This is a genomic window from Acinetobacter sp. YH12108 (assembly GCF_013419055.1).
GTDB lineage: Bacteria > Pseudomonadota > Gammaproteobacteria > Pseudomonadales > Moraxellaceae > Acinetobacter.
Genome location: NZ_VPAW01000016.1, coordinates 1 through 21847 on the forward strand (window position 1 = coordinate 1; position 21847 = coordinate 21847).

Consider the following 21847-nt stretch of genomic DNA (forward strand, 5'->3'; position numbering starts at 1 on the left):
ACTTTCAACTTTTGCCAGTGTTGATCTGTCAGCATGGTACGAGTCATAGCGAATAGTAAAATTGGGTTTGGCGATTTGATTTTACTACTTCGCTATTTTTTTAAGCTAAAAGTGTCAACACACCCTATTCTCTGAATGGTACTACTGATCTCGAATGGGTCAGACAGCAGGATTTGACAAATGCAAGCCAATCCACAAGGATAAGTGAATAAAAATAATCATGAGTAGAACAATATGTCCCATCCGCTTTCCAGCCTTGAATATCAACCTGACATTCTGGGTGAAGGTTATGAACAGGCCACTTTAGAATTCCCGCCAGATACTGAAGGCACAGTAGTTGCCACACTGATCCGCAAAAAGGCAGACCAACCGACCTCTAAAGCTGTCCTCTATATTCACGGCTTTATTGATTATTTTTTCCAGACTGAAATGGCAGAGCGTTTTAATCAGCAAGGTTTTGATTTTTATGCACTGGATTTACGTAAATACGGCCGATCCTATCTGTCCCATCAGAAACTTTATAATGTCTATCATCTTTCAGAATATGATGCAGAAATCAGCCAGGCTCTTGAAATTATTGGACAGGAAGGCCATGACACGGTTTTACTCAGTGGCCATTCTACCGGCGGATTAATTACTACTTTGTATGCAGCACATCATCCAGATCATCCCTTAATTAAAGGCTTATGGCTCAATAGCCCTTTTTATGACTTTAATATGACGCCTTTTGAGAAAAAGTTTCTGGTGCCTCAATTAAGCTATCTGGGAAAACGTTTTCCGGAAATGCTATTTCCTAGCCGCTTAAATCGTCATTATGTGCCTAGTCTGCATATCAGCTATCAGGGTGAATGGCATTTTGATCTGGAATGGAAAAAACCTAGCTATCACTGGGTGCGTCTGAGTTTTGTACATGCCATTCACGAAGCACAAAAAGAAATTCATCAGGGTGTGCGTTTAAATATTCCAACTTTGCTGATGCATGCCCACAAAACCACTTATCCCCTACGTTTTAACCGTAATGCTCAAACCAGTGATGTGATTCTTCAGGTACGCGACATGATTGAACATGCGCAGAAAATCCAGGGCGATGTGAAACTCTGTTCGATTCAAAATGGGATACATGATCTGGTTCTTTCAGAAAAACCGGTCCGTGAGCAGGTCTATCAGCAGCTATTTCAATGGCTGGAAAATAAAGCCCTATAAGCCAGATGAATAAGATAGGTAGCAAGCTCTGCCTGTCTTATTTTTCAATAATTTTATTTATCTATTTCGCTTGGATATGAAATAAAAATATCAAGCTGATCAGTAATGCTTTTCACATATTAAAATCATTTCATTATAAAAATAAGATATTGAAATCTATAAAGATAATTAATTCTATTTTTATCCAAATGTTGCCTTTTGTAGCAAGCTTGTAAGTATTTATCCTGCGATTTTTTTCCCTCTCTATAGTAGAGCTGAGATGTTGAATCTGAGGGCTTTTGCAGGACAGAAGTGATTCGGCATTCATCAATAATAATCATATTAAGGAATAGAATTATGCGTTATGCAGATCCCAATACTGACGGTTCAAAAGTGCAATTTAAATCCCAATACGAAAACTTCATTGGCGGCAAATGGGTTCCACCAGTCAAAGGTGAATATTTTGATAATGTCTCGCCCGTAGATGGTAAAGCCTTTACCAAAGTTCCGCGCTCATCAGTGGAAGATATTGAACTGGCGCTCGATGCGGCTCATGCCGCCAAACAGCAATGGAATAACAGCTCCCCTACTACCCGTTCCAATATTTTATTAAAAATTGCCGACCGACTTGAGGAAAATCTTGAACTGCTGGCAGTCGCAGAGACTTGGGATAACGGTAAGCCGATCCGTGAAACTTTGGCAGCGGATATTCCTTTAGCCATTGACCATTTTCGTTATTTTGCCGGCTGCATTCGCGCCCAGGAAGGCGGCATCTCGGAAATTGATGAAGACACCATTGCCTACCATTTTCATGAGCCATTGGGCGTCGTGGGTCAGATTATCCCGTGGAACTTCCCGATTCTGATGGCTGCCTGGAAACTGGCACCTGCCCTTGCAGCCGGAAACTGTATTGTGCTGAAACCCGCTGAACAGACACCGGTGAGTATTTTGGTGCTGGTCGAACTGATTCAGGACCTGTTACCTGAAGGGGTGTTAAATATCGTAAATGGCTACGGCGTTGAAGTCGGCCGTCCACTGGCGACTAATCCACGCATTGCCAAGATTGCCTTTACCGGTTCTACCGCTGTGGGTCAGCTGATCATGCAATATGCGACTGAGAATATTATTCCCGTCACGTTAGAACTTGGAGGGAAATCTCCGAACCTGTTCTTTGCTGACATCATGGATCAGAAAGATGACTTCCTGGAAAAAGCCCTGGAAGGCTTTACCATGTTTGCTTTAAACCAGGGTGAAATCTGTACCTGTCCATCACGTGCGCTGATTCAGGAAAGTATTGCCGACCAATTCTTGGAACTCGCAGTAGAGCGAGTGAAAAAGATCAAGACCGGCCATCCGCTGGATACCGAGACTATGATCGGTGCTCAAGCTTCTCAGGAGCAGCAAGACAAGATTCTCGGCTGTATTGCAACGGGCCGTGAAGAAGGAGCGGAAATCTTGTTAGGCGGTAATGAGCGTCAGGAAGTGGGACAAGGTTTCTATATCGAGCCAACGATTTTTAAAGGTTCCAATGACATGCGCACCTTTCAGGAGGAAATTTTTGGACCGGTATTGGCGGTGACGACTTTTAAAGACTTCGATGAAGCCATCAAAATTGCCAATGATACGATTTATGGACTCGGTGCCGGTGTCTGGTCACGTTCAGCACATACCTCTTACCGCGCTGGTCGCGCGATTCAGGCTGGTCGGGTCTGGACCAACTGCTATCACATCTACCCGGCTCATGCAGCCTTTGGGGGATATAAAAAATCCGGGATTGGCCGCGAAAACCATCGCATGATGCTGGATCATTATCAGCAAACTAAAAACCTGTTAGTGAGTTATTCAACCAAACCAGCAGGCTTCTTCTAAACTGATCTAAATTCGGGTGGACTTCGGTCCGCCTGATTCATTCATTATTTCAAACAGAATTTTAAACTGATTGGTAAAAATTTATAAAGAGAGTCATGAGGATATATTTGTATTTTTAAGGGCTGTATTAAACGAATAAATAAAACTGCATAAAAAATAAGAGATTATTTATAATTATGTTGATTTTAAATAAGTTTGTCATTTTTTATGCTTTCTGATCGTTTAAAAATCCAGCATAAAGCCTGTGCTTTCATTTAAAGTCGACTTTTCATGCTACGCAAGACTGTGTATAACAATGAACCCCTGAGGGAAAGCAATAAGCATAGGCAAAATTGCTTAAAAAGCGTTAGACTATGCAGTAATAATGTCATGATTCGGTCTGGTATAGATCACAAAAGAAGGTGAAGGTTGATGCCGCTCAATACAGTTGAAGAGCTTGTAGCAGATATCCGTGCAGGAAAAATGGTTATCCTGATGGATGACGAAGACCGTGAGAATGAAGGCGATCTGGTGATTGCTGCGACCCACGTGCGTCCTGAAGACATCAACTTTATGATCACCCATGCGCGTGGTCTGGTTTGCCTGACTTTAAGCAAAGAACGTTGCCAGCAGTTAAATCTACCCTTGATGGTGGATGCCAACGGCGCTCAGCACGGAACCAACTTCACCCTTTCAATTGAAGCAGCCAACGGCATTACTACTGGTATTTCTGCAGCTGAACGTGCGCATACCATTCAAACTGCGGTGGCTGCACATGCCAAACCAAGTGACATCGTACAACCTGGTCATATCTTCCCATTGATGGCACAGCCAGGTGGCGTATTGCACCGTGCTGGTCATACCGAAGCCGGTTGTGACTTGTCTCGTCTTGCGGGTCTGGAACCTGCATCTGTGATCTGTGAAATCATCAAAGAAGACGGCACCATGGCACGTCGTCCAGATCTAGAAATCTTTGCGGAAAAGCATGGTCTGAAAATTGGTACCATTGCTGATCTGATCCATTACCGTATGACCAATGAACAAACGGTTGAGCGTATCGATCAGCAAAGTATTGATACTGAATACGGCAGCTTTGACCTGTACCGCTATCGTGAACTGGGTAATCCGGATATCCATCTGGCCTTGGTCAAAGGTGAGCCTAAAGAGGGCGTGACCACAGTGCGTGTACATGGTTTTAACCCGACCCGCGACTTGCTCAAACTGAACAAACAGGATGGCGAACCAGCTTGGAACCTGGACCGTGCACTAAAAGAAATTTCAAACAGTGATCGTGGTGTTCTGGTCTGGATTGGCCAGCGCCATTTACAGGACTTAGGCCCTGCCTTAGATGCACTTACAGCACCAAAAAATGTAAAATCCAATGCTGCCCTGTCTCAGCAGTATCAGACCATTGGTGTCGGCGCACAAATTTTACGTGACCTCGGCGTGGAAAAAATGAAGCTGCTTAGCTCTCCATTACGTTTCAATGCCCTGTCCGGCTTTAACTTAGAAGTGGTGGAATACATCACCGCACAACAAACATCAGAGAAATAATCGAGGTTCCTATGGCAGTTCGCCGTATTGAAGGTATGTTGCATCTCGCGAACGAAGACCGTTATGCGATTTTAGTTGGTCGTTTTAATAGCTTTGTTGTTGAACATCTGTTAGAAGGTGCCATTGATACATTGAAACGCCATGGCGTATCAGAGGATAATATCACTGTTGTTCATGCACCTGGTGCTTGGGAACTTCCTGTAGTTGCGAAAAAACTGGCAGCTTCAGATCGTTTCGATGCCATCATCGCACTGGGCGCTGTGATTCGTGGCAGCACGCCTCACTTCGATTTTGTAGCTGGTGAATGTGCCAAAGGTCTGGGCGTGGTTGGCTTGGACACTGGCTTACCAGTGATTAATGGTGTATTGACTACGGATAGTATCGAACAGGCGATTGAACGCTCGGGTACAAAAGCAGGTAATAAAGGTAGTGAAGCTGCCTTGACTGCTATTGAAATGGTTAACTTGTTAAAGGCTATTTAACGCTATGTCGCAAACACTTCAAGCAACTTATGCAGCAAAACGTAAAGCACGTCGCTTTGCTGTACAAGGAATTTATGAATGGCAGATGAGCCACAATCCGGTGCATGAGATTGAAGCACGTACTCGTGTGGACAATGCCATGCACAAAGTGGATCTCAGCTATTATCATGAATTGTTGACTCAAGTGGTTGCCAATCATGAAGCATTGGATGCTTTGCTTATCCCTGTGCTGGATCGTGAACTTTCTGCACTTGATGGTGTAGAACTCGCTACACTTCGCCTAGGCGCCTATGAACTCAAAGAACATCTTGAGATTCCATACCGCGTGGTTCTGGATGAAGCAATTGAGTTAGCTAAACACTTTGGCGGTGCAGACAGCCATAAATACATCAATGGTGTATTGGACCGTTTAGCAACAACTTTACGTGCAGCAGAAAAACAGCAAGCCAACTAATCTAGTCGAATTGTTGTATGGCTGAGTTTTCGATTATCGATACCTATTTCAATCGTCAGAATAAAAATTCTGTCGATTTGGGTGTTGGTGACGACTCAGCCTTGCTCACTCCTCCTCCACAGCAACAACTGGTCATCTGTGCCGACACCCTCGTTGCTGGACGTCATTTTCCTTTAGACACCGATCCTCATGCGATTGGCTGGAAATCTGTCGCTGTTAATCTTTCTGATATTGCAGCCATGGGCGCGACCCCGCATAGTATTTTACTCGCCTTGAGCCTACCCCAAATTGATCATGACTGGTTAAAAGCCTTTAGTCAGGGTCTCTATGATTGTTGCGATCAATTTGGTGTGAGCTTAATTGGTGGTGATACCACACAAAGTCCTCATTTGACCTTATCTGTGACTGCCCTGGGCTGGGTAGAGATTGGTAAAGCTGTACCCCGTTCAGGTGCCAAGCCTGGTGATCTGATTTGTGTATCCGGTACAGTGGGTGATGCTGCTTTTGCTTTAAATCATCTCGGTCACCCATTACAGCAACGTTTGGATTATCCAACCCCACGCTGTCAGTTGGGTACTGCCTTAAAAGGCCTAGCTAATAGCATGATTGATGTTTCAGACGGTCTGGCACAAGATTTAGGACATATTCTTAAGGCATCAGGTGTAGGTGCAAAGCTAGCGCTTGAAAACTTACCCATCAGCCCTACCCTGCAGGCATTAAATGATGAACAGCGTTGGCAATATGCCCTCGCGGGTGGTGATGACTACGAGTTATGCTTTACAATAAGCCCGCAAAATTATGAAAAATTATTGCAAAAACAGCTGGATGTTTCGATTAGTATAATTGGCTCCATTCAGCAGCAACACGGTTTAACTTTTGAAAAAGATGGCGTAGATCATTCACTTCAATTTAACGGATATCAACATTTTGCATAAACCTGCGATCAATTTTAAAAGCATGTCATGGATCAACCGGCTCATTGTCTTTAGTGGGGTAGGATTTGGTTCTGGTCTGGCGCCTAAAGCGCCTGGAACTTTTGGTTCAGCTTTTGCACTTTTATTTGTACCCATCTGGCTCTACTTAGGTTTTGTAAATAGTCTTTTTGCCATTGTCATCATGTCCCTGGTTGGCATATATATCTGTGGCCAAACTGCCAAAGTCATGGGTGTGCATGATGATGGACGTATTGTCTGGGATGAGTTTGCAGGACAATCCATCACCTTTTTGCCACTGATCTATTTAGGTCAGATGAACTGGTTATGGCTACTCATTGGCTTTGCCCTGTTCCGATTATTTGATGTCTGGAAACCTTGGCCGATTCGAGTCATTGACCGTCAGGTTGGGGGTGGTTTTGGCATCATGCTGGATGACATTATCGCTGGCCTCTGGGCAGCACTTTGTATTTGGATTTATTTTTACTTCACGATGGCTTAAGCCATATCTAGGATTAGAACATGTCTACGACTGTGATTATTCTTGCTGCAGGTAAAGGAACCCGTATGCGTTCCAACTTACCGAAAGTATTACAACCGCTTGCAGGACGACCTTTACTCGGCCATGTGGTCGACACAGCAAAAAAACTCAATGCAGACAATATTATTACCATTTATGGTCATGGCGGTGAGCAGGTTCAGTCCGCATTTGCAGACCAGAATATCCAGTGGGTAGAACAGGCTGAACAGCTTGGTACCGGTCATGCCGTACAAATGACACTACCTGTTTTGCCTAAAGATGGTATTTCACTAATCCTGTCGGGTGATGTCCCTTGTATTAGCCAGCAGACACTTCAGAATCTGCTTGATGCTACTCAAGAGCAAGGTATTGGCCTGGTGACATTAACGCTTGCAGATGCCAGTGGTTATGGTCGTATCGTACGTAAAGATGGTCAGATTCAAGCCATTGTTGAACATAAAGATGCTTCTGAAGAACAGCGTCAAATTAAAGAAATTAATACCGGTATTTATGCGGTCAGTAATGCCAAGTTACATGAATGGCTTCCACGTTTAAGCAATGACAATGCACAAGGTGAATATTACCTGACGGATATCGTGGCAATGGCACTGGCAGATGGTATGAGTGTTGCATCTGTAGAACCTGAGCTGGCTTTTGAAGTGGAAGGCGTCAATGACCGTGTACAACTGGCTGCTTTAGAGCGTCAGTTCCAGGCTTATCAGGCAAAACAGCTGATGCAGCAAGGTGTACATCTGATTGACCCAAGCCGTTTTGACTTACGTGGTCAACTCACTGTTGGTAAAGATGTGCGGATCGATATCAATGTCATTATCGAAGGTAATTGCGAACTCGGTGATAATGTTGAAATTGGTGCAGGCTGCGTAATTAAAAATACCAAGATTGCTGCAGGCACTAAAGTTCAGCCATATAGCATCTTTGATCATGCAATTGTGGGTGAACAAGCACAGATTGGTCCATTTGCACGCTTGCGTCCAGGGGCAAAACTGGCAGCGGAAGTTCATATTGGCAACTTTGTTGAAGTGAAAAATTCCAGTATTGGTCTAGGTTCCAAAGCGAATCACTTCACTTACTTAGGTGATGCTGAAGTCGGTAGCGGTTCCAATATTGGTGCAGGAACAATTACCTGCAACTATGACGGCGCTAACAAATTTAAGACCATCATTGGGGATCATGCTTTTATTGGTTCTAACAGCTCTCTGGTTGCACCGGTCCAGATCGGTAATGGCGCGACAGTGGGAGCGGGTTCAACGATTACCCGTGATGTGGCAGAGAACAGTTTAGCGGTAGAACGTTCCAAGCAATTTGCCAAAGAAAACTATCAGCGTCCGCAAAAAATCAAGAAATAAGAGGAAGTTAGTATGTGTGGTATCGTCGGTGGCATCGCGGAACGTAATATCAGCAATATCTTAATTGAAGGCCTAAAACGTCTTGAATACCGTGGCTATGACTCTGCGGGTCTGGCCTTAATCAATAATAGCCAGGTGCTCCGTGAACGTCGTGTGGGTAAAGTCGCGAACCTTGAACAAGCTGTGAATGAATCACAGATTAATGGTTCATTAGGCATCGCGCATACACGCTGGGCAACTCATGGTAAACCGACTGAAAACAATGCTCATCCCCATATTTCGGGTAATGTTGCTGTGGTTCATAACGGGATTATTGAAAACTACCAGGAGCTGAAAGATGATCTTGAAGCTTTAGGCTATGTATTCACTTCACAAACTGATACTGAAGTGGTTGCCCATCTGGTTAACGATGCACTGAAATCTACCCCTAGCCTGCTTGAAGCAGTACGTCAGGTCGTACCACAGCTGAAAGGTGCTTATGCGCTCGGGATCGTACATACAGATCATCCAGATGAATTGATTACTGTTCGTGAAGGTTCACCACTGGTCATCGGTGTAGGTATTGGCGAGAACTTTATCAGTTCTGACCAGTTGGCTTTATTACCAATCACGAATCGCTTTATCTATCTTGAAGAAGGTGATATTGCACGTCTGACCCGTACTACCATTGAAGTATTTGTGGATGGTCAACTGGTAGATCGCCCAGTGAAAGAACTGGATGCCACCGTGAGCAATGCCTCTAAGGGTGAATATAAGCACTATATGCTCAAAGAAATCTATGAGCAACCTGAAGCGCTAAAACAGACTATTTCACAAGCCTTGAATGGCAATACCTTGCGTGAAGATTTTCTGGTAAATGCGGAACAGGATTTCTCAACAATCCAGCAGATTCAGATCATTGCCTGTGGTACCAGCTATCATGCCGGTATGATTGCCAAATACTGGTTTGAACAGCTGATTGATCTGCCTTGTCAGGTCGAGATTGCCAGTGAATTCCGCTACCGTACGCCAGTGATTGTCAATAATACACTCTATGTGTGTATTTCTCAGTCAGGTGAAACAGCCGATACCTTAGCTGCTCTGCGTGATACCCAAAAACGTGCTACATCAAAAGGTGTAAACATTACGACGATGACGATTTGTAATGTGGCTACATCTTCAATGGTACGTGAAACTGATTACAGCCTGCTGACCTTAGCAGGTCCTGAAATTGGTGTGGCTTCGACCAAAGCCTTTACCACCCAGCTCGCAGCTTTGATGTTACTGGTACTGAAAATCGGTACAGTGAAAAATGCCATTTCAGCTGAACAGATGACTGAGATCACGACTGGACTATGGCATATGCCTAAGGTACTGCTAGATACTTTAAGTCATGATGATGAAATTTTGCGTCTCTCTGAACTCTTTGTAGAGAAACAGCACTGTCTCTTCCTAGGTCGTGGTACACACTTCCCGATTGCACTGGAAGGTGCACTGAAGTTGAAAGAAATTTCTTATATTCATGCAGAAGGTTATGCGGCGGGTGAGCTGAAGCACGGTCCATTGGCACTGGTGGATAATGACATGCCAGTAGTAATTCTAGCACCGCAAGATGACATGCTGGATAAACTGAAATCCAATATGGAAGAAGTTCAGGCACGTGGCGGTGAGCTCTTTGTTTTTGCTGATGAAAATAGCGGCATTAAAGCCAAAGAGCGCCAGCATGTCGTACATATTCCTGAAGTAAATGCTGTTTTAGCACCAATTGTTTATTGTATTCCAGTACAGCTACTGTCTTACCATGTGGCAGTCCTGCGTGGTACTGATGTTGACCAGCCACGTAACTTGGCAAAATCAGTAACAGTGGAATAATCCATAAAATTAGCCTGTTATATGAGGATATTGATTACTCTCATATAACAGGTTAACTATATATTTCTTAAATTCCGAATAAATATTTTAATCTTTAATATCCATATAGAATTTGATTTAAATGAATTCTTAACTGTCCTATTTAAAGGGATTTCAATAAATTTATTTACATAGTACCCAATAAAAATACAGATCACATATAAAAATAAAGCAAAATTAAGATTTTGAAAAAAATAATAGCTTATATATAACTTTGTTCCTATAACCAGTATGAATGGGTGACTTAGATAAATAGAATAAGACGTGTTCCCTAATCTATCTAAAATATTTACAAATTTATGATAGTGGTTTTTAAAAAAATTTTCCAAACCAATCACACCAACCACACATAAAAAGGCTGGTACTCCCCTGTCCAAAGCACGGCCGAAACCAGTTTCAAACACATTAAATATATTCTGAAAGAAAATAAATGCTGCCCCCAATAGAATCAGAATAATATTCAACATAAAGTTTAAATTGCATTCTATATAAATGAGATATGCAAAAATACCCAAGGCATACTCCAAAAGAATCACATTAAAAAAGAATACTTTATCTAAATTTAATACCAATATCCCTACAGCAGGTAAAAAGGTTAATACCGCTATTAATGCAATATAATTTATTTTATTTCTAAAGAAATAGAGAGATAAAGCAAAAATGATATAGAAATAAACATCATAACTTAGGGTCCAGCCATTTTGAACAAGGAACTTATGCTCCCCTGGAATTAACAAATAAGAAGCTATAACATTTGTATATCCACCACTCATATTAATAAGGTCGGGGTTATATAAAAAAATACAAAGAGCCACAGTAGTAAAGAACCAATATAGAGGCAATATTCTTTGCATACGGCCTTTTAAAAATTTTATAGGGGTTATATTTTTTTTAGCTGTCGTTAAACAGATAATAAACCCGGACATTACAAAGAAAATATCAACACCAGGCCCTCTAAATCGATACCACTCTAAAGACAGGATATTATACTGATGAACTTTATTTTCTATATGACTGAGCAAGACAAAACTTGCAGCAATAAATCTCAATATATTAATTGAATATAATTTATTATTAGACATATTTTTCGTCCTTATAATTTTTCCAATACAATACTTTATTTTTCAAATGAAACATTATTTTAATATTATGTAACCAGCTGAATGGTAAAAATCTTTATTTGGGTTAGAATATATTTTTCAATTGTACTCTTAAATAATAAATTATGAAAAAACTTTCTTGTTTCAAAGCTTATGATATTCGCGGCAAGTTAGGTACCGAATTAAATGAAGATATCGCTTACCGCATTGGTCGTGCCTATGGACAGATTTATCAACCAAAAACCGTTGTAGTTGGCTGTGATGTACGCCTGACTAGTGAAGACTTAAAACAGGCGACCATTCGTGGTTTAAATGATGCAGGTGTCGACGTCCTCGATCTGGGCATGACCGGCACTGAAGAAGTTTACTTTGGTGCATTTCATCTGGATGTTCAGGGCGGCATTGAAATTACTGCCAGTCATAACCCGATGGATTATAACGGAATGAAACTGGTCCGTGAAAATGCTCGTCCGATTAGCGCAAATACCGGCCTTAAAGACATTCAGGCACTGGCTGAAAATAAAGAATTCGCTGAAGTTACAAATAAGGGTACGACAAAAAAATATAATATCCTGCCTGAATTTGTCGATCACCTGATGAGTTATATTGATCCAGCAAAAATTCGACCAATGAAACTGGTAGTGAATGCAGGCAATGGTGCAGCGGGTCATGTGATTGATACAATTGAGATCAAATTTAAAGAACTCAATATTCCAGTCGAATTTATTAAGATTCATCATGAGGCGGATGGTAATTTCCCGAATGGTATTCCTAACCCGATTCTGATTGAAAATCGTGCCAGTACACGTGATGCTGTGATTCAACATTCAGCTGACATGGGCATTGCTTGGGACGGTGATTTTGACCGTTGTTTCCTGTTTGATGAAAAAGGTCAGTTTATTGAAGGCTATTATATTGTCGGTCTACTGGCACAGGCTTTCTTGCTAAAACAGGCTGGCGAAAAAATCGTGCATGATCCACGTCTGGTCTGGAATACTTTTGATATTGTCGAACAATATCAAGGAACAGCTATTCAGTCGAAATCAGGACATGCTTTTATTAAGGATGTCATGCGTGAGCACAACGCAGCCTATGGTGGTGAAATGAGTGCTCATCACTATTTCCGTGACTTTGCTTATTGTGATAGTGGCATGATTCCATGGTTGCTTGCCATTGCGGTTTTATCAGAAACCGGAAAATCACTATCTTCCCTGGTTGAAGAGATGATTGCCAAATTTCCTTGTTCGGGTGAAATCAACTTTAAAGTCGCAGATACTCAGGCGACGATCCAAAAAATCTTTGATCATTATGCCGACCAGCAACCAGAAATCGATCAGACAGATGGTGTTAGCCTGAACTTTGGGGCGTGGCGCTTTAACGTTCGTGCTTCCAATACTGAACCTTTGTTACGCTTAAATATTGAAAGCCGTCGTGATCAGAACCCTCGTCCAATGCAGTCTTATGTAGATGAGCTCACCCAGTTAATTCAGGGATAATTCTACCTATTAGTAGAAAAAACTTTAGAAAAGTCCCCCTTCAGATTAGACGAACTGTCCATTTTGAAGGGGGCTTTTTATTATGAATATTGAAAATATTGTTTGAGCAGATCTATATCGATATTTGCCTTCACTTTTCTGGCAAATAACATGCCTGATTGTTTCATCTTATCAAAATCAGATTCATCTAGAATTTTGGGATAATCTGGTCCTGACATCCAGTCGATATATCTTAATCCCCCTTCAGATACTTGCTCCTCATCTTCTGGATGGTAAATTCTTTCCTGTAAATATGAATTCTGAATAATGGTGTGGAAATATACTTCATCGGCACACAGTGATTTTCTAAAGGCTAAATCATAGCCTTTATTATTTTTTATAAAATCCAAAATATATTGAACCGCCTGATAGCTTAATATAAACCATAAAGATCCTTTATATAGTTTTGGCAATCTTTCTATATTTTGAGTATAGAAACCAAGCCTATGTAAAAGAATAATTAGTTTGCATTTAATTTTCTCTGAAATTGATTTTTCTTTAATAAAAAAGAAATCTGGATATAAATATTTAATCCGGTTTCTTGGATCTGCTTGAAGTTCATAACCGATATATTCCTGATTACTGCTTAAAAGATATTTTTCTATACTTTCAATAGACATTAATGGAATATCATCACCGGACAATAAAGAAAAATAATTATATTCAAATTGATTGGCATAATTTAAAAGTTTTAGAGTGGCCTCAATTTGAGTATAGCCACCCCAATACACATCCACTCTTTCTACCAAAAATTCTATTTGTGAGCTGCTTGGTAACGATTTTTTTATATGATCAAGATCTGATTTTTTATCTACATGAATTAAAATTTTACTATGAGGACTTTTAATCAGCTCATTTACAAGATAAACAAGTGGATTAGTCAATTGATGACACATAATCCCATAAATAAAATTCATATTTTATTATCCATATCCATGGGGATTCTGCTTTTGCCAGTTCCAACTATCAGCTAGCATATCCTCGAGAGTATAAGCTGCCGTCCATCCAAGTTCCTCTGTCGCACGGCGGCTATCTGCATAGAAGCTGGCCAAATCACCAGCTCGCCTTGGTGCATATTCAAATGCAATATTTATTCCATTTACTTGCTCAAAGGTATTCTTAATTGCCAGTACTGAAATAGGCTTTCCTGTACCGATATTCCAGGCACGACAACCCGTTTGTTGCAAACGATTCTGAATCGCCAATACATGTGCTTTGGCCAGATCGACAACATGAATGAAATCCCGCTCACATGTCCCATCTTCAGTCGGATAATCATGACCAAAAATCGACAACTTTTCACGTCGCCCTACCGCCACCTGTGTAACAAATGGCATCAGGTTATTCGGAATACCTTGTGGATCTTCTCCGATCTGGCCACTTTTATGTGCACCTACCGGATTAAAATAGCGCAGCAAGGCAATCGACCACTGTGAATTGGCTTGAGCGGTCTTCTCCAATAACTGTTCAACCACCATTTTGGTGTAGCCATAGTTATTGGTTGGCATTCCTAAAGGCATATCCTCCTGATAAGGTGAAGGATTGAGCTCCCCATAGACAGTGGCTGAAGAACTGAAGACCAGACAGAAGACTCCAGCACGCTCCATGGCCTGTACCAGGCTAATTGAACCGGAAATATTATTATCAAAATAAGCTAATGGAATTTGTTGACTTTCACCAACTGCTTTTAAACCAGCAAAATGAATCACCGCATCAATGGTATTTTCCTGGAATATTTGGTCTAGGATCTGACTGTCCCGAATATCACCTTCTACAAATTTCAGGCTTTTTTGAGCCAACTGCTGGACACGATTTAAAGACTCAACTGAACTATTGGATAAATTATCCAATACTACGACGTCATGCCCCGTATTTAATAGTTCCAAGCAGGTATGTGAACCAATATACCCTGCTCCACCCGTCACTAAAATTTTAGCCATGTCTTTCCTGTTATAATTTTAATCAAGCTGTCAGGATTTTAATCAAACCCTGGGTTGAACCATCTAAACCGCTAATATCAGTTTGCTCACCATTCAGTATAGGCAATAACTGATTGGCAATTTCCTTACCTTTTTCTACGCCCCATTGGTCAAATGGATTAATATTCCAAAGCACCGACTGCACAAAAACTTTATGCTCATACAAGGCAATCAGCATTCCCAGACTATAAGGATTTAACTCCTGTAATAAAATAGTGCTGCTCGGCTGATTACCCTCATATTGTTTATAAGCTGGTAAACCCTGCAATTCAGTTTGATCCAAGGCATCATTACCAAATGCCAATAATCGTGATTGTGCCAGACAGTTAGATAAAGCCAAATGATGCTGTTCGATCAAAGCATCAGCATTATCGACGTAGGTATATTGTTGACTGTTATAACGCTTCACTGGGGCGATAAAATCGCAGCTGACTGCTTGAGTACCTTGATGTAACAGCTGGTAGAAGGCATGTTGGGCGTTTGGTCCAACTTCGCCCCAAATAATTGGACAAGTGTCGAGCTGTACTTTTTCACCGTTGCGCTGAATGGACTTACCATTGGACTCCATTTCCAGTTGCTGCAAATAAGACGCGAAATATTTCAGACGTCCATCATAAGGCAAGATGGCATGGGTCTGAATATCCAGAAAATTCGTATTCCAGGCACCCAGTAAGCCCATTAATACTGGAATATTCTGTTCCAGAGGCTTGTACTGGAAATGCTGATCCACGGCATAAGCACCAGCAAGCAGTTGTTTAAAACCGTCCACTCCAATACTGAGTGCAATCGGCAAACCAATACACGACCAGAGAGAATAACGCCCACCGACCCAATCCCATAACAACAGCTGATTTTCGGGTGCAATTCCCCAGGCTGTCATTTTTTCAGGTTTAGTGGATACCCCAATAAAATGATGTTTAACAATAGAAGGATGCTGGCCTAAAGATTTTTCCAGCCATAAACGCACTGTTTGAGCATTGGATAAGGTATCAATCGTTCCAAATGACTTGGAAGAAATAATAAAAAGCGTAGTTTCCGGACGTAGCTGGTGTAGCAGTTCAGACAGCTGACTACCATCCATCGTCGAAACAAAATGCACATTCAAAGGTTTGGCAGATTGATATTTGAAATCCGAGAGCGCATGACTAACCATTAATGGTCCTAAGTCAGATCCCCCCACCCCGATATTCACTACATCCTGAATGACTTCACCGGTAGCGCCACGGCGTTGTCCGGCATGAATCTGCTCGACCAAAGCATACATACGGTCTAGCTGAGCATGAACTTCAGCTGCCAGTTCTTCATGCTGCTGGTCCTCTTTCGGCAAACGTAAGGCCCAGTGCATGGCTGCACGTTGTTCAGTATAGTTAATCGTCTGAGTGGAAAATAAAGACCCGATCCAGGATCTTAGATTTTGTGTCTCTGCCCATTCAATCAGATGCTGCACAGCATCATGATTGACTCTATGTTTGCTATAGTCAAAAACTACCTCCTCAAATTGTACCGAGTATTGGTTAAACCGTTCAGGATCTACTGCAAAGAGTTGGCGTAAATGGATCGATTTTAATTGTTCTTTTACAGAATTCAGCTTTTTATAAGCATTATTGCTATTCTGGTCTGATTTAAGCTGGTCTAACATCAACGTCCCACCCCAATATAGTTAAAACCGCGTGACTTGATATAAGCAGGGTCATAGAGATTACGTCCATCCAGAATCAAAGGATGCTGCATTAACTTGCTGAGATAAGCATAATCCGGGCTACCATACTGTTTCCAGGCCGTGATTAAACACAATGCATCTGCATCTTCTACCGCCTGATACTGGTCTTCACATAAGATTAAATCAGTACGTTGACCATAAATCTGTTCAATATTGGTCAAAGCCTGTGGATCATGCAATTTTACTGTCGCACCTTGGGCCCACAATGCTGCCAACATGGCATGTACCGGAGATTGCTGGATACTTGGAGTATTTTCCTTAAATGCAGCTCCCCAGATGGCGACTGTTTTCCCTTGCAGATCTCCACGGAAATAATTCCATAGCTTTCGGAATAACAATTCTTTCTGTTGCTCATTGATATCCCAAACCTGTTCCAGTAACTGGTTTTTTACCCCTGAATCCGCCACGGCGTGAGTCAGCGTCCGGATATCATGAGAAAAGTTTTCTCCACCAAAGCCCACACCTGGAAATAAATAAGCTGAACCAATACGATTATCTGCCGCCATACCCTGACGGACTTGCTCAATATCAATTCCCAGTTTTTCAGCGACACTTGCCAGATCATTCATATAACTGATCCGGGTAGCCAACATGCCGGAAATACTCAGCTTGGTAAATTCTGCATCCAGAATAGGCATAAACAGATATTGTTGGGCACGAGGGAACAAGGGACGTAACAACTCTCTAACTTTGAGCTGTACATCAGGTTGATCGCAACCCACAATCAGTTGAGTGGCTTGAACGAAACTGCGAATAGCATTTCCTTCCTGAATAATATCTGGAAGATAGACCCAGTCATCATTCGGTAAAAGTTGCTGGAATCGCGCTGTACCATGCAAACCAAAGGTGGATGCATTAATCATCAGTTTAGGGTGTGCAAAGCAGGCATGATGAATGGTATTTAACATCTTAAATGCCAGCTGCTCTTCTGTCGCATTAAAACTAAAGAAAAAGACATCCTGATTAAAATTCAGATGCTGAAAATCACAACAGTTTAAAAAACCGGATTCTTCCTGTTTTTGTAATAATAGTTGTAAGGATTCATCCTGAAAGTAAGTTCGAGCAGGCTCACCTGTATTGAAGCTATTACACCATACGACCTGATGGCCACATTCAGCCAATAGAGCTGAAATAACCCCTGAGAATAAGGTTTTTCCTAATACTGCGACTTTCATAATATCCCTTTTTTATTATAAGGCGAGTTCCTGAATCAATGCTTTAAACTCTGCACCGAGTTTAGGATGATCTACGCCATAATGTAATACAGCCTTAAGATAGCCGAGCTTGCTACCACAATCAAAGGTTTGACCCTTCATCCGATAAGCTTCGACAACTTCTGTTTGCTGCAATAGTGCAATCGCATCAGTTAGCTGGATTTCATTACCTGCCCCTTTTGGTGTCTGCTCCAGTAAATGCATAATCTTTGCCGGAAGGATATAACGACCTACCACAGATAAATTCGACGGTGCAGTACCAATCGCCGGCTTTTCCACAATCCCTTGCATCACCGTACTTTCACCTTCCGCAGGCGAAGCAGGCACATCCACAATCCCATATTGATCAACCAGATGATCAGGAACTGCCTCAACCATGATTTGTGATGCACGAGACTGTTCATAACGTTGAATCATACGAGACAGGTCATTTTGAGTATCTTGATCCTTAACCAGAACGTCGGGTAACAGGACAGCAAAGTCATCATCACCAATCACAGCTTTAGCACAAAGTACCGCATGACCCAGGCCTAAAGGTTGTGGCTGACGTACGCTAATCACACTAACATGTGGGGGTAAAATTTCAGTAACTTCTTTAAGCAAATCGGTTTTATTTTTTTGCTCAAGTGTAGTTTCAAGTTCAAAGTTACGGTCAAAGTAATTTTCAATCGATGCTTTGGAAGAATGCGTCACCAGAATAATTTGTTCAATTCCAGCTGCAATCGCCTCTTTTACCACATATTCAATTGCTGGGCGGTCAACTACCGTCACCATTTCTTTGGGAATGGATTTGCTGGCTGGTAAAAAACGTGTGCCAAGTCCTGCGACAGGGAGAATTGCCTTTTTAATCATGTTATTCAACCTAATTATTTCCAACTTTAATTTACTTTAATTTCCTGACCACGCTGATAACCATCGACATAATGTTCAAGCTGCATTAACGCCCAGTCCACATCACTCTGAGTCGCTGTCAGCACATGCATACGATTAAATACTTCCAGAATTTCAGCTAAAGGATAATGCTTTTCTACTGATCTTAAAATTCGCTTATGTGAAGTAATCTCTGTATTTTCCTGGTCAATTAACAGCTCTTCATACAGTTTTTCGCCTGGACGCAGTCCTGTATATTGAATTTCAATGTCACCATCGGGATTTTGACTGTCTTTCACCTTTAAGCCACTCAGTGAAATCATTTGACGAGCAAGGTCCTGGATTCTTACCGGTTCACCCATATCGAGCAGGAATACATCTCCACCTGTGCCTAAAGCACCTGCCTGAATCACCAACTGCGAAGCTTCAGGAATTGTCATAAAGAAACGTGTCACTTCAGGGTCAGTGACGGTAATAGGTCCACCTTTGGCAATCTGTTGTTTAAACAATGGCACAACTGAACCCGATGAACCTAAGACATTCCCGAAACGTACAATACTAATTTGGGTTTGATTCTGTGCTTCAGCCATGGCCTGACAATAAAGCTCTGCCATACGTTTGGTCGCACCCATGACATTGGTCGGACGTACTGCTTTGTCAGTCGAAATTAGCACAAAGGTCTCGACGCCTTTTTTGACTGCTGCATTGACACTAAAGGCAGTCCCTACCGCATTATTTTTCAAGCCGGCCAATGGATTACATTCTACTAAAGGAACATGCTTATAAGCAGCAGCATGATAGACAGTTTGAACGCTATATTGCTCAATGACCCGTTCCAGTTTACTTTCATCCACTACCGAACCTAGAATCGGAATAATTTCACAGCTGGCACTGAGACGTAACTCTTTATCGATACTATATAAAGCAAACTCTGTCAGCTCATAGATAATAAGTTTTACCGGTTGATTTTTAATAATTTGACGACATAGCTCTGAGCCAATGGAGCCTCCTGCCCCTGTAACCATCACGACTTTATCTTTGATATTTTTTTCTAGTAGTTCTGCTACAGGAGGAACTGGATCACGCCCCAGTAGATCAATAATATCAACTTCCTGAATATCAGAAACTCGAATTTCACCATTGACCAGTTTAGTCAGCCCTGGAATTTCAGTAATTTTTAAATGTGCAGGTTCCAAGAATTTTACAATCTCGCTTTTGCGGATACGTCCCACTGAAGGAAGAGCAATCAGAATTTCATCAATACGTAGTTTGGTAAAAGATTTTAATGCAGTTTCTGGCGCATAAACTTGAATTCCCCCAATATTCTGACCGCTCAATGAAGGATTATCATCAATAAACATGACTGGTAAATGTTCATTAGAACGATTTAAAGTTGCTGCAACCTGCTGTCCCGCATAACCTGCACCGTAAATCGCAATCCGTTTTTTCGATACTCCTGCATATAAGTAAGAACGAACAATAAAGCGGATCAATCCCCGACTAAACCAGACCCAGGTAAACATCATGAAGCCAAACATCAAAGGAATAGAAGTAGGAATGAACGCATGGGTCGCATACGCAAGCAAATACAAACCAATGACTGCCAGAACAGTCGCTAGCCCTAATTTAACAATAAAAAATTCATTAAAAGTACGAACAATAAAACGATAAACACCACAAACAAATAAAGCCAATACGGCAATGGCACTGACCCAAACTGTACCAAAAGGAATATTGGGAACGACTTCTGCACCCAGATCGAATTGACGAATGGCATAGCAAAGCCAGATCAGGACGGGAAATATGCAGAAGTCCAAAATAACTAGAAATATCTGTTTAGCCGCACGTGGAGATTCAACTAAAGGTAGAATGATAGATTTCACTTGCTGTGTCTTCTCAATAATTATTTATAAATTTTTACCTCATATTAAATATTAGAGAGAATTGAGGTAAAAACTTGGATAAATGTTTAAAGTGTACCTATAAAGATACACTTTACATGATTGAATCCTAGAGAATTATATGCGACTAATCACCTGCTGAATAACATCTTTAGTTGTTTGAATATTATTTTCTGTTAACGTTGGATGCACGAGGAACATTAGACTGGTTTCACCCAGTTTTTGAGCATTCTTTAAACGTTCTTTCGGACGCCATGGCGTGTCATCAAAAGCATGCTCCAAGTAGACTTCTGAACAAGACCCACTAAAACATGGTACACCTTCGGCATTAATTTCAGTCATGATTCGGTCACGTGACCAGCCTTCTGGTAAAGCATCAGTATTAACTTGTACATAGCATTTATAAGCAGCATGTACATAAACATCTGATGGACGATGAACTGTAAAATATGGACTATCTGCAAATACAGCATAAATTTTTTCCATATTTGCATTACGCTGTGCTGTCCATTCGGACATCTTTTTCAATTGAATTCGTCCAATCACAGCCTGCATTTCCATCATGCGCCAGTTCGTACCAAAAGAGTCATGTAACCAGCGGAATCCCGGTGGATGCTGTTTGTTATATATACTGTCAAAGTTTTTACCATGATCTTTATAAGACCACATTTTTTTCCATAAGTTTTCATCATTGGTAGTGACCATTCCTCCTTCGCCACCTGTGGTCATAATTTTGTCCTGACAGAACGACCACGCACCAATATGTCCTATTGAACCTGCAGATTTGCCTTTGTACTTGGCACCATGGGCTTGGGCACAATCTTCAATCACATACAGGCCTTTTTCTTTTGCCAATTGCATGATTGGATCCATATCACACATCCAGCCAGCGAGATGCACACAAATAATCGCTTTGGTATTAGGCGTTAAAACTGCTTCAATCGTACGACGTGAGATATTTTGCGAGTCCATTTCCACATCGGCAAAAATCGGATTTGCCCCAGCTGTCACAATGGAACTAGCAGATGCAAGGAAAGTACGTGAAGTCACAATCACATCATCACCCGCACCGATTCCCAAGGCTTTCAAGGCTACATCCAAAGCTACGGTACCATTCGCCAATGCTACTGCATATTGTGTGCCAGCAAATTGAGCAAATTCTTTTTCAAATTCACGGCATTCCTGTCCAGTCCAGTAATTCACTTTGTTGGATAACAAGACTTGGGAGACAGCATCGGCTTCTTCTTGCGTAAAGCTTGGCCATGGTTCAAATGCAGTGTTTAACATGATACTTCCTAA

18 protein-coding genes are annotated in these 21847 nt (G+C 41.6%); 10 read left to right on the forward strand and 8 right to left on the reverse strand.

All coding sequences use genetic code 11. From position 1 onward, the window contains the following. Positions 1 to 234: 234 nt before the first annotated feature. The 9 genes from FTU46_RS11010 to glmS all read left to right on the forward strand — a co-directional run bounded on the left by FTU46_RS11010 (position 235) and on the right by glmS (position 10190). Positions 235 to 1203, forward strand: coding sequence for an alpha/beta hydrolase (locus FTU46_RS11010; RefSeq protein WP_180104975.1), 969 nt, complete (start codon positions 235 to 237; stop codon positions 1201 to 1203). 336 nt (positions 1204 to 1539) lie between these two features. Further along, positions 1540 to 3051, forward strand: a complete 1512-nt coding sequence (locus FTU46_RS11015) for an aldehyde dehydrogenase family protein (protein ID WP_166135102.1) — start codon at positions 1540 to 1542, stop codon at positions 3049 to 3051. Positions 3052 to 3462: 411 nt separating this feature from the next. After that, positions 3463 to 4584 (forward strand): bifunctional 3,4-dihydroxy-2-butanone-4-phosphate synthase/GTP cyclohydrolase II, encoded by a 1122-nt coding sequence (gene ribBA / locus FTU46_RS11020; protein WP_180104976.1) that lies wholly within the window; start codon positions 3463 to 3465, stop codon positions 4582 to 4584. Between the two features lie 11 nt (positions 4585 to 4595). Beyond that, positions 4596 to 5066, forward strand: coding sequence for a 6,7-dimethyl-8-ribityllumazine synthase (ribE, locus tag FTU46_RS11025; protein WP_004280926.1), 471 nt, complete (start codon positions 4596 to 4598; stop codon positions 5064 to 5066). Between the two features lie 4 nt (positions 5067 to 5070). Continuing rightward, the gene (gene nusB / locus FTU46_RS11030; protein WP_005233270.1) at positions 5071 to 5520 is read left to right on the forward strand and encodes a transcription antitermination factor NusB; all 450 of its coding nucleotides are present in this window, start codon (positions 5071 to 5073) and stop codon (positions 5518 to 5520) included. A gap of 17 nt (positions 5521 to 5537) precedes the next feature. Then, positions 5538 to 6455, forward strand: a complete 918-nt coding sequence (thiL, locus tag FTU46_RS11035; protein WP_180104977.1) for a thiamine-phosphate kinase — start codon at positions 5538 to 5540, stop codon at positions 6453 to 6455. A 22-nt stretch (positions 6456 to 6477) separates the two neighbouring features. Beyond that, positions 6478 to 6954: a phosphatidylglycerophosphatase A gene (locus tag FTU46_RS11040; RefSeq protein WP_051069698.1), complete on the forward strand. Its 477-nt coding sequence runs from the start codon at positions 6478 to 6480 to the stop codon at positions 6952 to 6954. 20 nt (positions 6955 to 6974) lie between these two features. Next, positions 6975 to 8339 (forward strand): bifunctional UDP-N-acetylglucosamine diphosphorylase/glucosamine-1-phosphate N-acetyltransferase GlmU, encoded by a 1365-nt coding sequence (gene glmU / locus FTU46_RS11045; protein WP_180104978.1) that lies wholly within the window; start codon positions 6975 to 6977, stop codon positions 8337 to 8339. A 12-nt stretch (positions 8340 to 8351) separates the two neighbouring features. Next, positions 8352 to 10190: a glutamine--fructose-6-phosphate transaminase (isomerizing) gene (glmS, locus tag FTU46_RS11050; RefSeq protein ID WP_180002650.1), complete on the forward strand. Its 1839-nt coding sequence runs from the start codon at positions 8352 to 8354 to the stop codon at positions 10188 to 10190. A gap of 56 nt (positions 10191 to 10246) precedes the next feature. Here the strand turns inward: glmS and FTU46_RS11055 are convergent, their stop codons facing one another. After that, complete coding sequence (locus FTU46_RS11055; protein ID WP_180104979.1) at positions 10247 to 11311, reverse strand: acyltransferase; 1065 nt, start codon at positions 11309 to 11311, stop codon at positions 10247 to 10249. A 143-nt stretch (positions 11312 to 11454) separates the two neighbouring features. On the opposite strand from FTU46_RS11055, the gene FTU46_RS11060 reads away from it, so the two are divergent. After that, complete coding sequence (locus FTU46_RS11060; RefSeq protein ID WP_180104980.1) at positions 11455 to 12825, forward strand: phosphomannomutase CpsG; 1371 nt, start codon at positions 11455 to 11457, stop codon at positions 12823 to 12825. An 80-nt stretch (positions 12826 to 12905) separates the two neighbouring features. Here the strand turns inward: FTU46_RS11060 and FTU46_RS11065 are convergent, their stop codons facing one another. The 7 genes from FTU46_RS11065 to FTU46_RS11095 all read right to left on the reverse strand — a co-directional run bounded on the left by FTU46_RS11065 (position 12906) and on the right by FTU46_RS11095 (position 21835). Then, the gene (locus FTU46_RS11065; RefSeq protein ID WP_180104981.1) at positions 12906 to 13781 is read right to left on the reverse strand and encodes a beta-1,6-N-acetylglucosaminyltransferase; all 876 of its coding nucleotides are present in this window, start codon (positions 13779 to 13781) and stop codon (positions 12906 to 12908) included. A 6-nt stretch (positions 13782 to 13787) separates the two neighbouring features. Beyond that, on the reverse strand, positions 13788 to 14804 hold the full coding sequence (gene galE / locus FTU46_RS11070) for a UDP-glucose 4-epimerase GalE (RefSeq protein ID WP_180104982.1): 1017 nt from the start codon (positions 14802 to 14804) through the stop codon (positions 13788 to 13790). 22 nt (positions 14805 to 14826) lie between these two features. Beyond that, positions 14827 to 16482, reverse strand: coding sequence for a glucose-6-phosphate isomerase (gene pgi / locus FTU46_RS11075; RefSeq protein ID WP_180104983.1), 1656 nt, complete (start codon positions 16480 to 16482; stop codon positions 14827 to 14829). Continuing rightward, entirely contained in the window at positions 16482 to 17738 is a 1257-nt protein-coding gene (locus FTU46_RS11080) for a nucleotide sugar dehydrogenase (RefSeq protein ID WP_180104984.1), read from the reverse strand. The genes pgi and FTU46_RS11080 overlap by 1 nt, the downstream gene beginning before the upstream one ends. A gap of 15 nt (positions 17739 to 17753) precedes the next feature. Continuing rightward, a complete protein-coding gene (galU, locus tag FTU46_RS11085) occupies positions 17754 to 18629 on the reverse strand; it encodes a UTP--glucose-1-phosphate uridylyltransferase GalU (protein ID WP_180025392.1) in 876 nt (291 codons plus the stop codon). A 26-nt stretch (positions 18630 to 18655) separates the two neighbouring features. Continuing rightward, entirely contained in the window at positions 18656 to 20530 is a 1875-nt protein-coding gene (locus FTU46_RS11090) for a nucleoside-diphosphate sugar epimerase/dehydratase (RefSeq protein ID WP_180104985.1), read from the reverse strand. Between the two features lie 135 nt (positions 20531 to 20665). Beyond that, the gene (locus FTU46_RS11095) at positions 20666 to 21835 is read right to left on the reverse strand and encodes a DegT/DnrJ/EryC1/StrS aminotransferase family protein (protein ID WP_180104986.1); all 1170 of its coding nucleotides are present in this window, start codon (positions 21833 to 21835) and stop codon (positions 20666 to 20668) included. Positions 21836 to 21847: the final 12 nt, after the last annotated feature.

Excerpts from the sequence above, each read along its gene's own strand:
- FTU46_RS11010 (WP_180104975.1), top strand. The coding sequence starts at position 235 with ATGTCCCATCCGCTTTCCAGCCTTGAATATCAACCTGACATTCTGGGT.
- FTU46_RS11015 (WP_166135102.1), top strand. The coding sequence starts at position 1,540 with ATGCGTTATGCAGATCCCAATACTGACGGTTCAAAAGTGCAATTTAAA.
- ribBA (WP_180104976.1), top strand. The coding sequence starts at position 3,463 with ATGCCGCTCAATACAGTTGAAGAGCTTGTAGCAGATATCCGTGCAGGA.
- ribE (WP_004280926.1), top strand. The coding sequence starts at position 4,596 with ATGGCAGTTCGCCGTATTGAAGGTATGTTGCATCTCGCGAACGAAGAC.
- nusB (WP_005233270.1), top strand. The coding sequence starts at position 5,071 with ATGTCGCAAACACTTCAAGCAACTTATGCAGCAAAACGTAAAGCACGT.
- thiL (WP_180104977.1), top strand. The coding sequence starts at position 5,538 with ATGGCTGAGTTTTCGATTATCGATACCTATTTCAATCGTCAGAATAAA.
- FTU46_RS11040 (WP_051069698.1), top strand. The coding sequence starts at position 6,478 with ATGTCATGGATCAACCGGCTCATTGTCTTTAGTGGGGTAGGATTTGGT.
- glmU (WP_180104978.1), top strand. The coding sequence starts at position 6,975 with ATGTCTACGACTGTGATTATTCTTGCTGCAGGTAAAGGAACCCGTATG.
- glmS (WP_180002650.1), top strand. The coding sequence starts at position 8,352 with ATGTGTGGTATCGTCGGTGGCATCGCGGAACGTAATATCAGCAATATC.
- FTU46_RS11055 (WP_180104979.1), bottom strand. The coding sequence starts at position 11,311 with ATGTCTAATAATAAATTATATTCAATTAATATATTGAGATTTATTGCT.
- FTU46_RS11060 (WP_180104980.1), top strand. The coding sequence starts at position 11,455 with ATGAAAAAACTTTCTTGTTTCAAAGCTTATGATATTCGCGGCAAGTTA.
- FTU46_RS11065 (WP_180104981.1), bottom strand. The coding sequence starts at position 13,781 with ATGAATTTTATTTATGGGATTATGTGTCATCAATTGACTAATCCACTT.
- galE (WP_180104982.1), bottom strand. The coding sequence starts at position 14,804 with ATGGCTAAAATTTTAGTGACGGGTGGAGCAGGGTATATTGGTTCACAT.
- pgi (WP_180104983.1), bottom strand. The coding sequence starts at position 16,482 with ATGTTAGACCAGCTTAAATCAGACCAGAATAGCAATAATGCTTATAAA.
- FTU46_RS11080 (WP_180104984.1), bottom strand. The coding sequence starts at position 17,738 with ATGAAAGTCGCAGTATTAGGAAAAACCTTATTCTCAGGGGTTATTTCA.
- galU (WP_180025392.1), bottom strand. The coding sequence starts at position 18,629 with ATGATTAAAAAGGCAATTCTCCCTGTCGCAGGACTTGGCACACGTTTT.
- FTU46_RS11095 (WP_180104986.1), bottom strand. The coding sequence starts at position 21,835 with ATGTTAAACACTGCATTTGAACCATGGCCAAGCTTTACGCAAGAAGAA.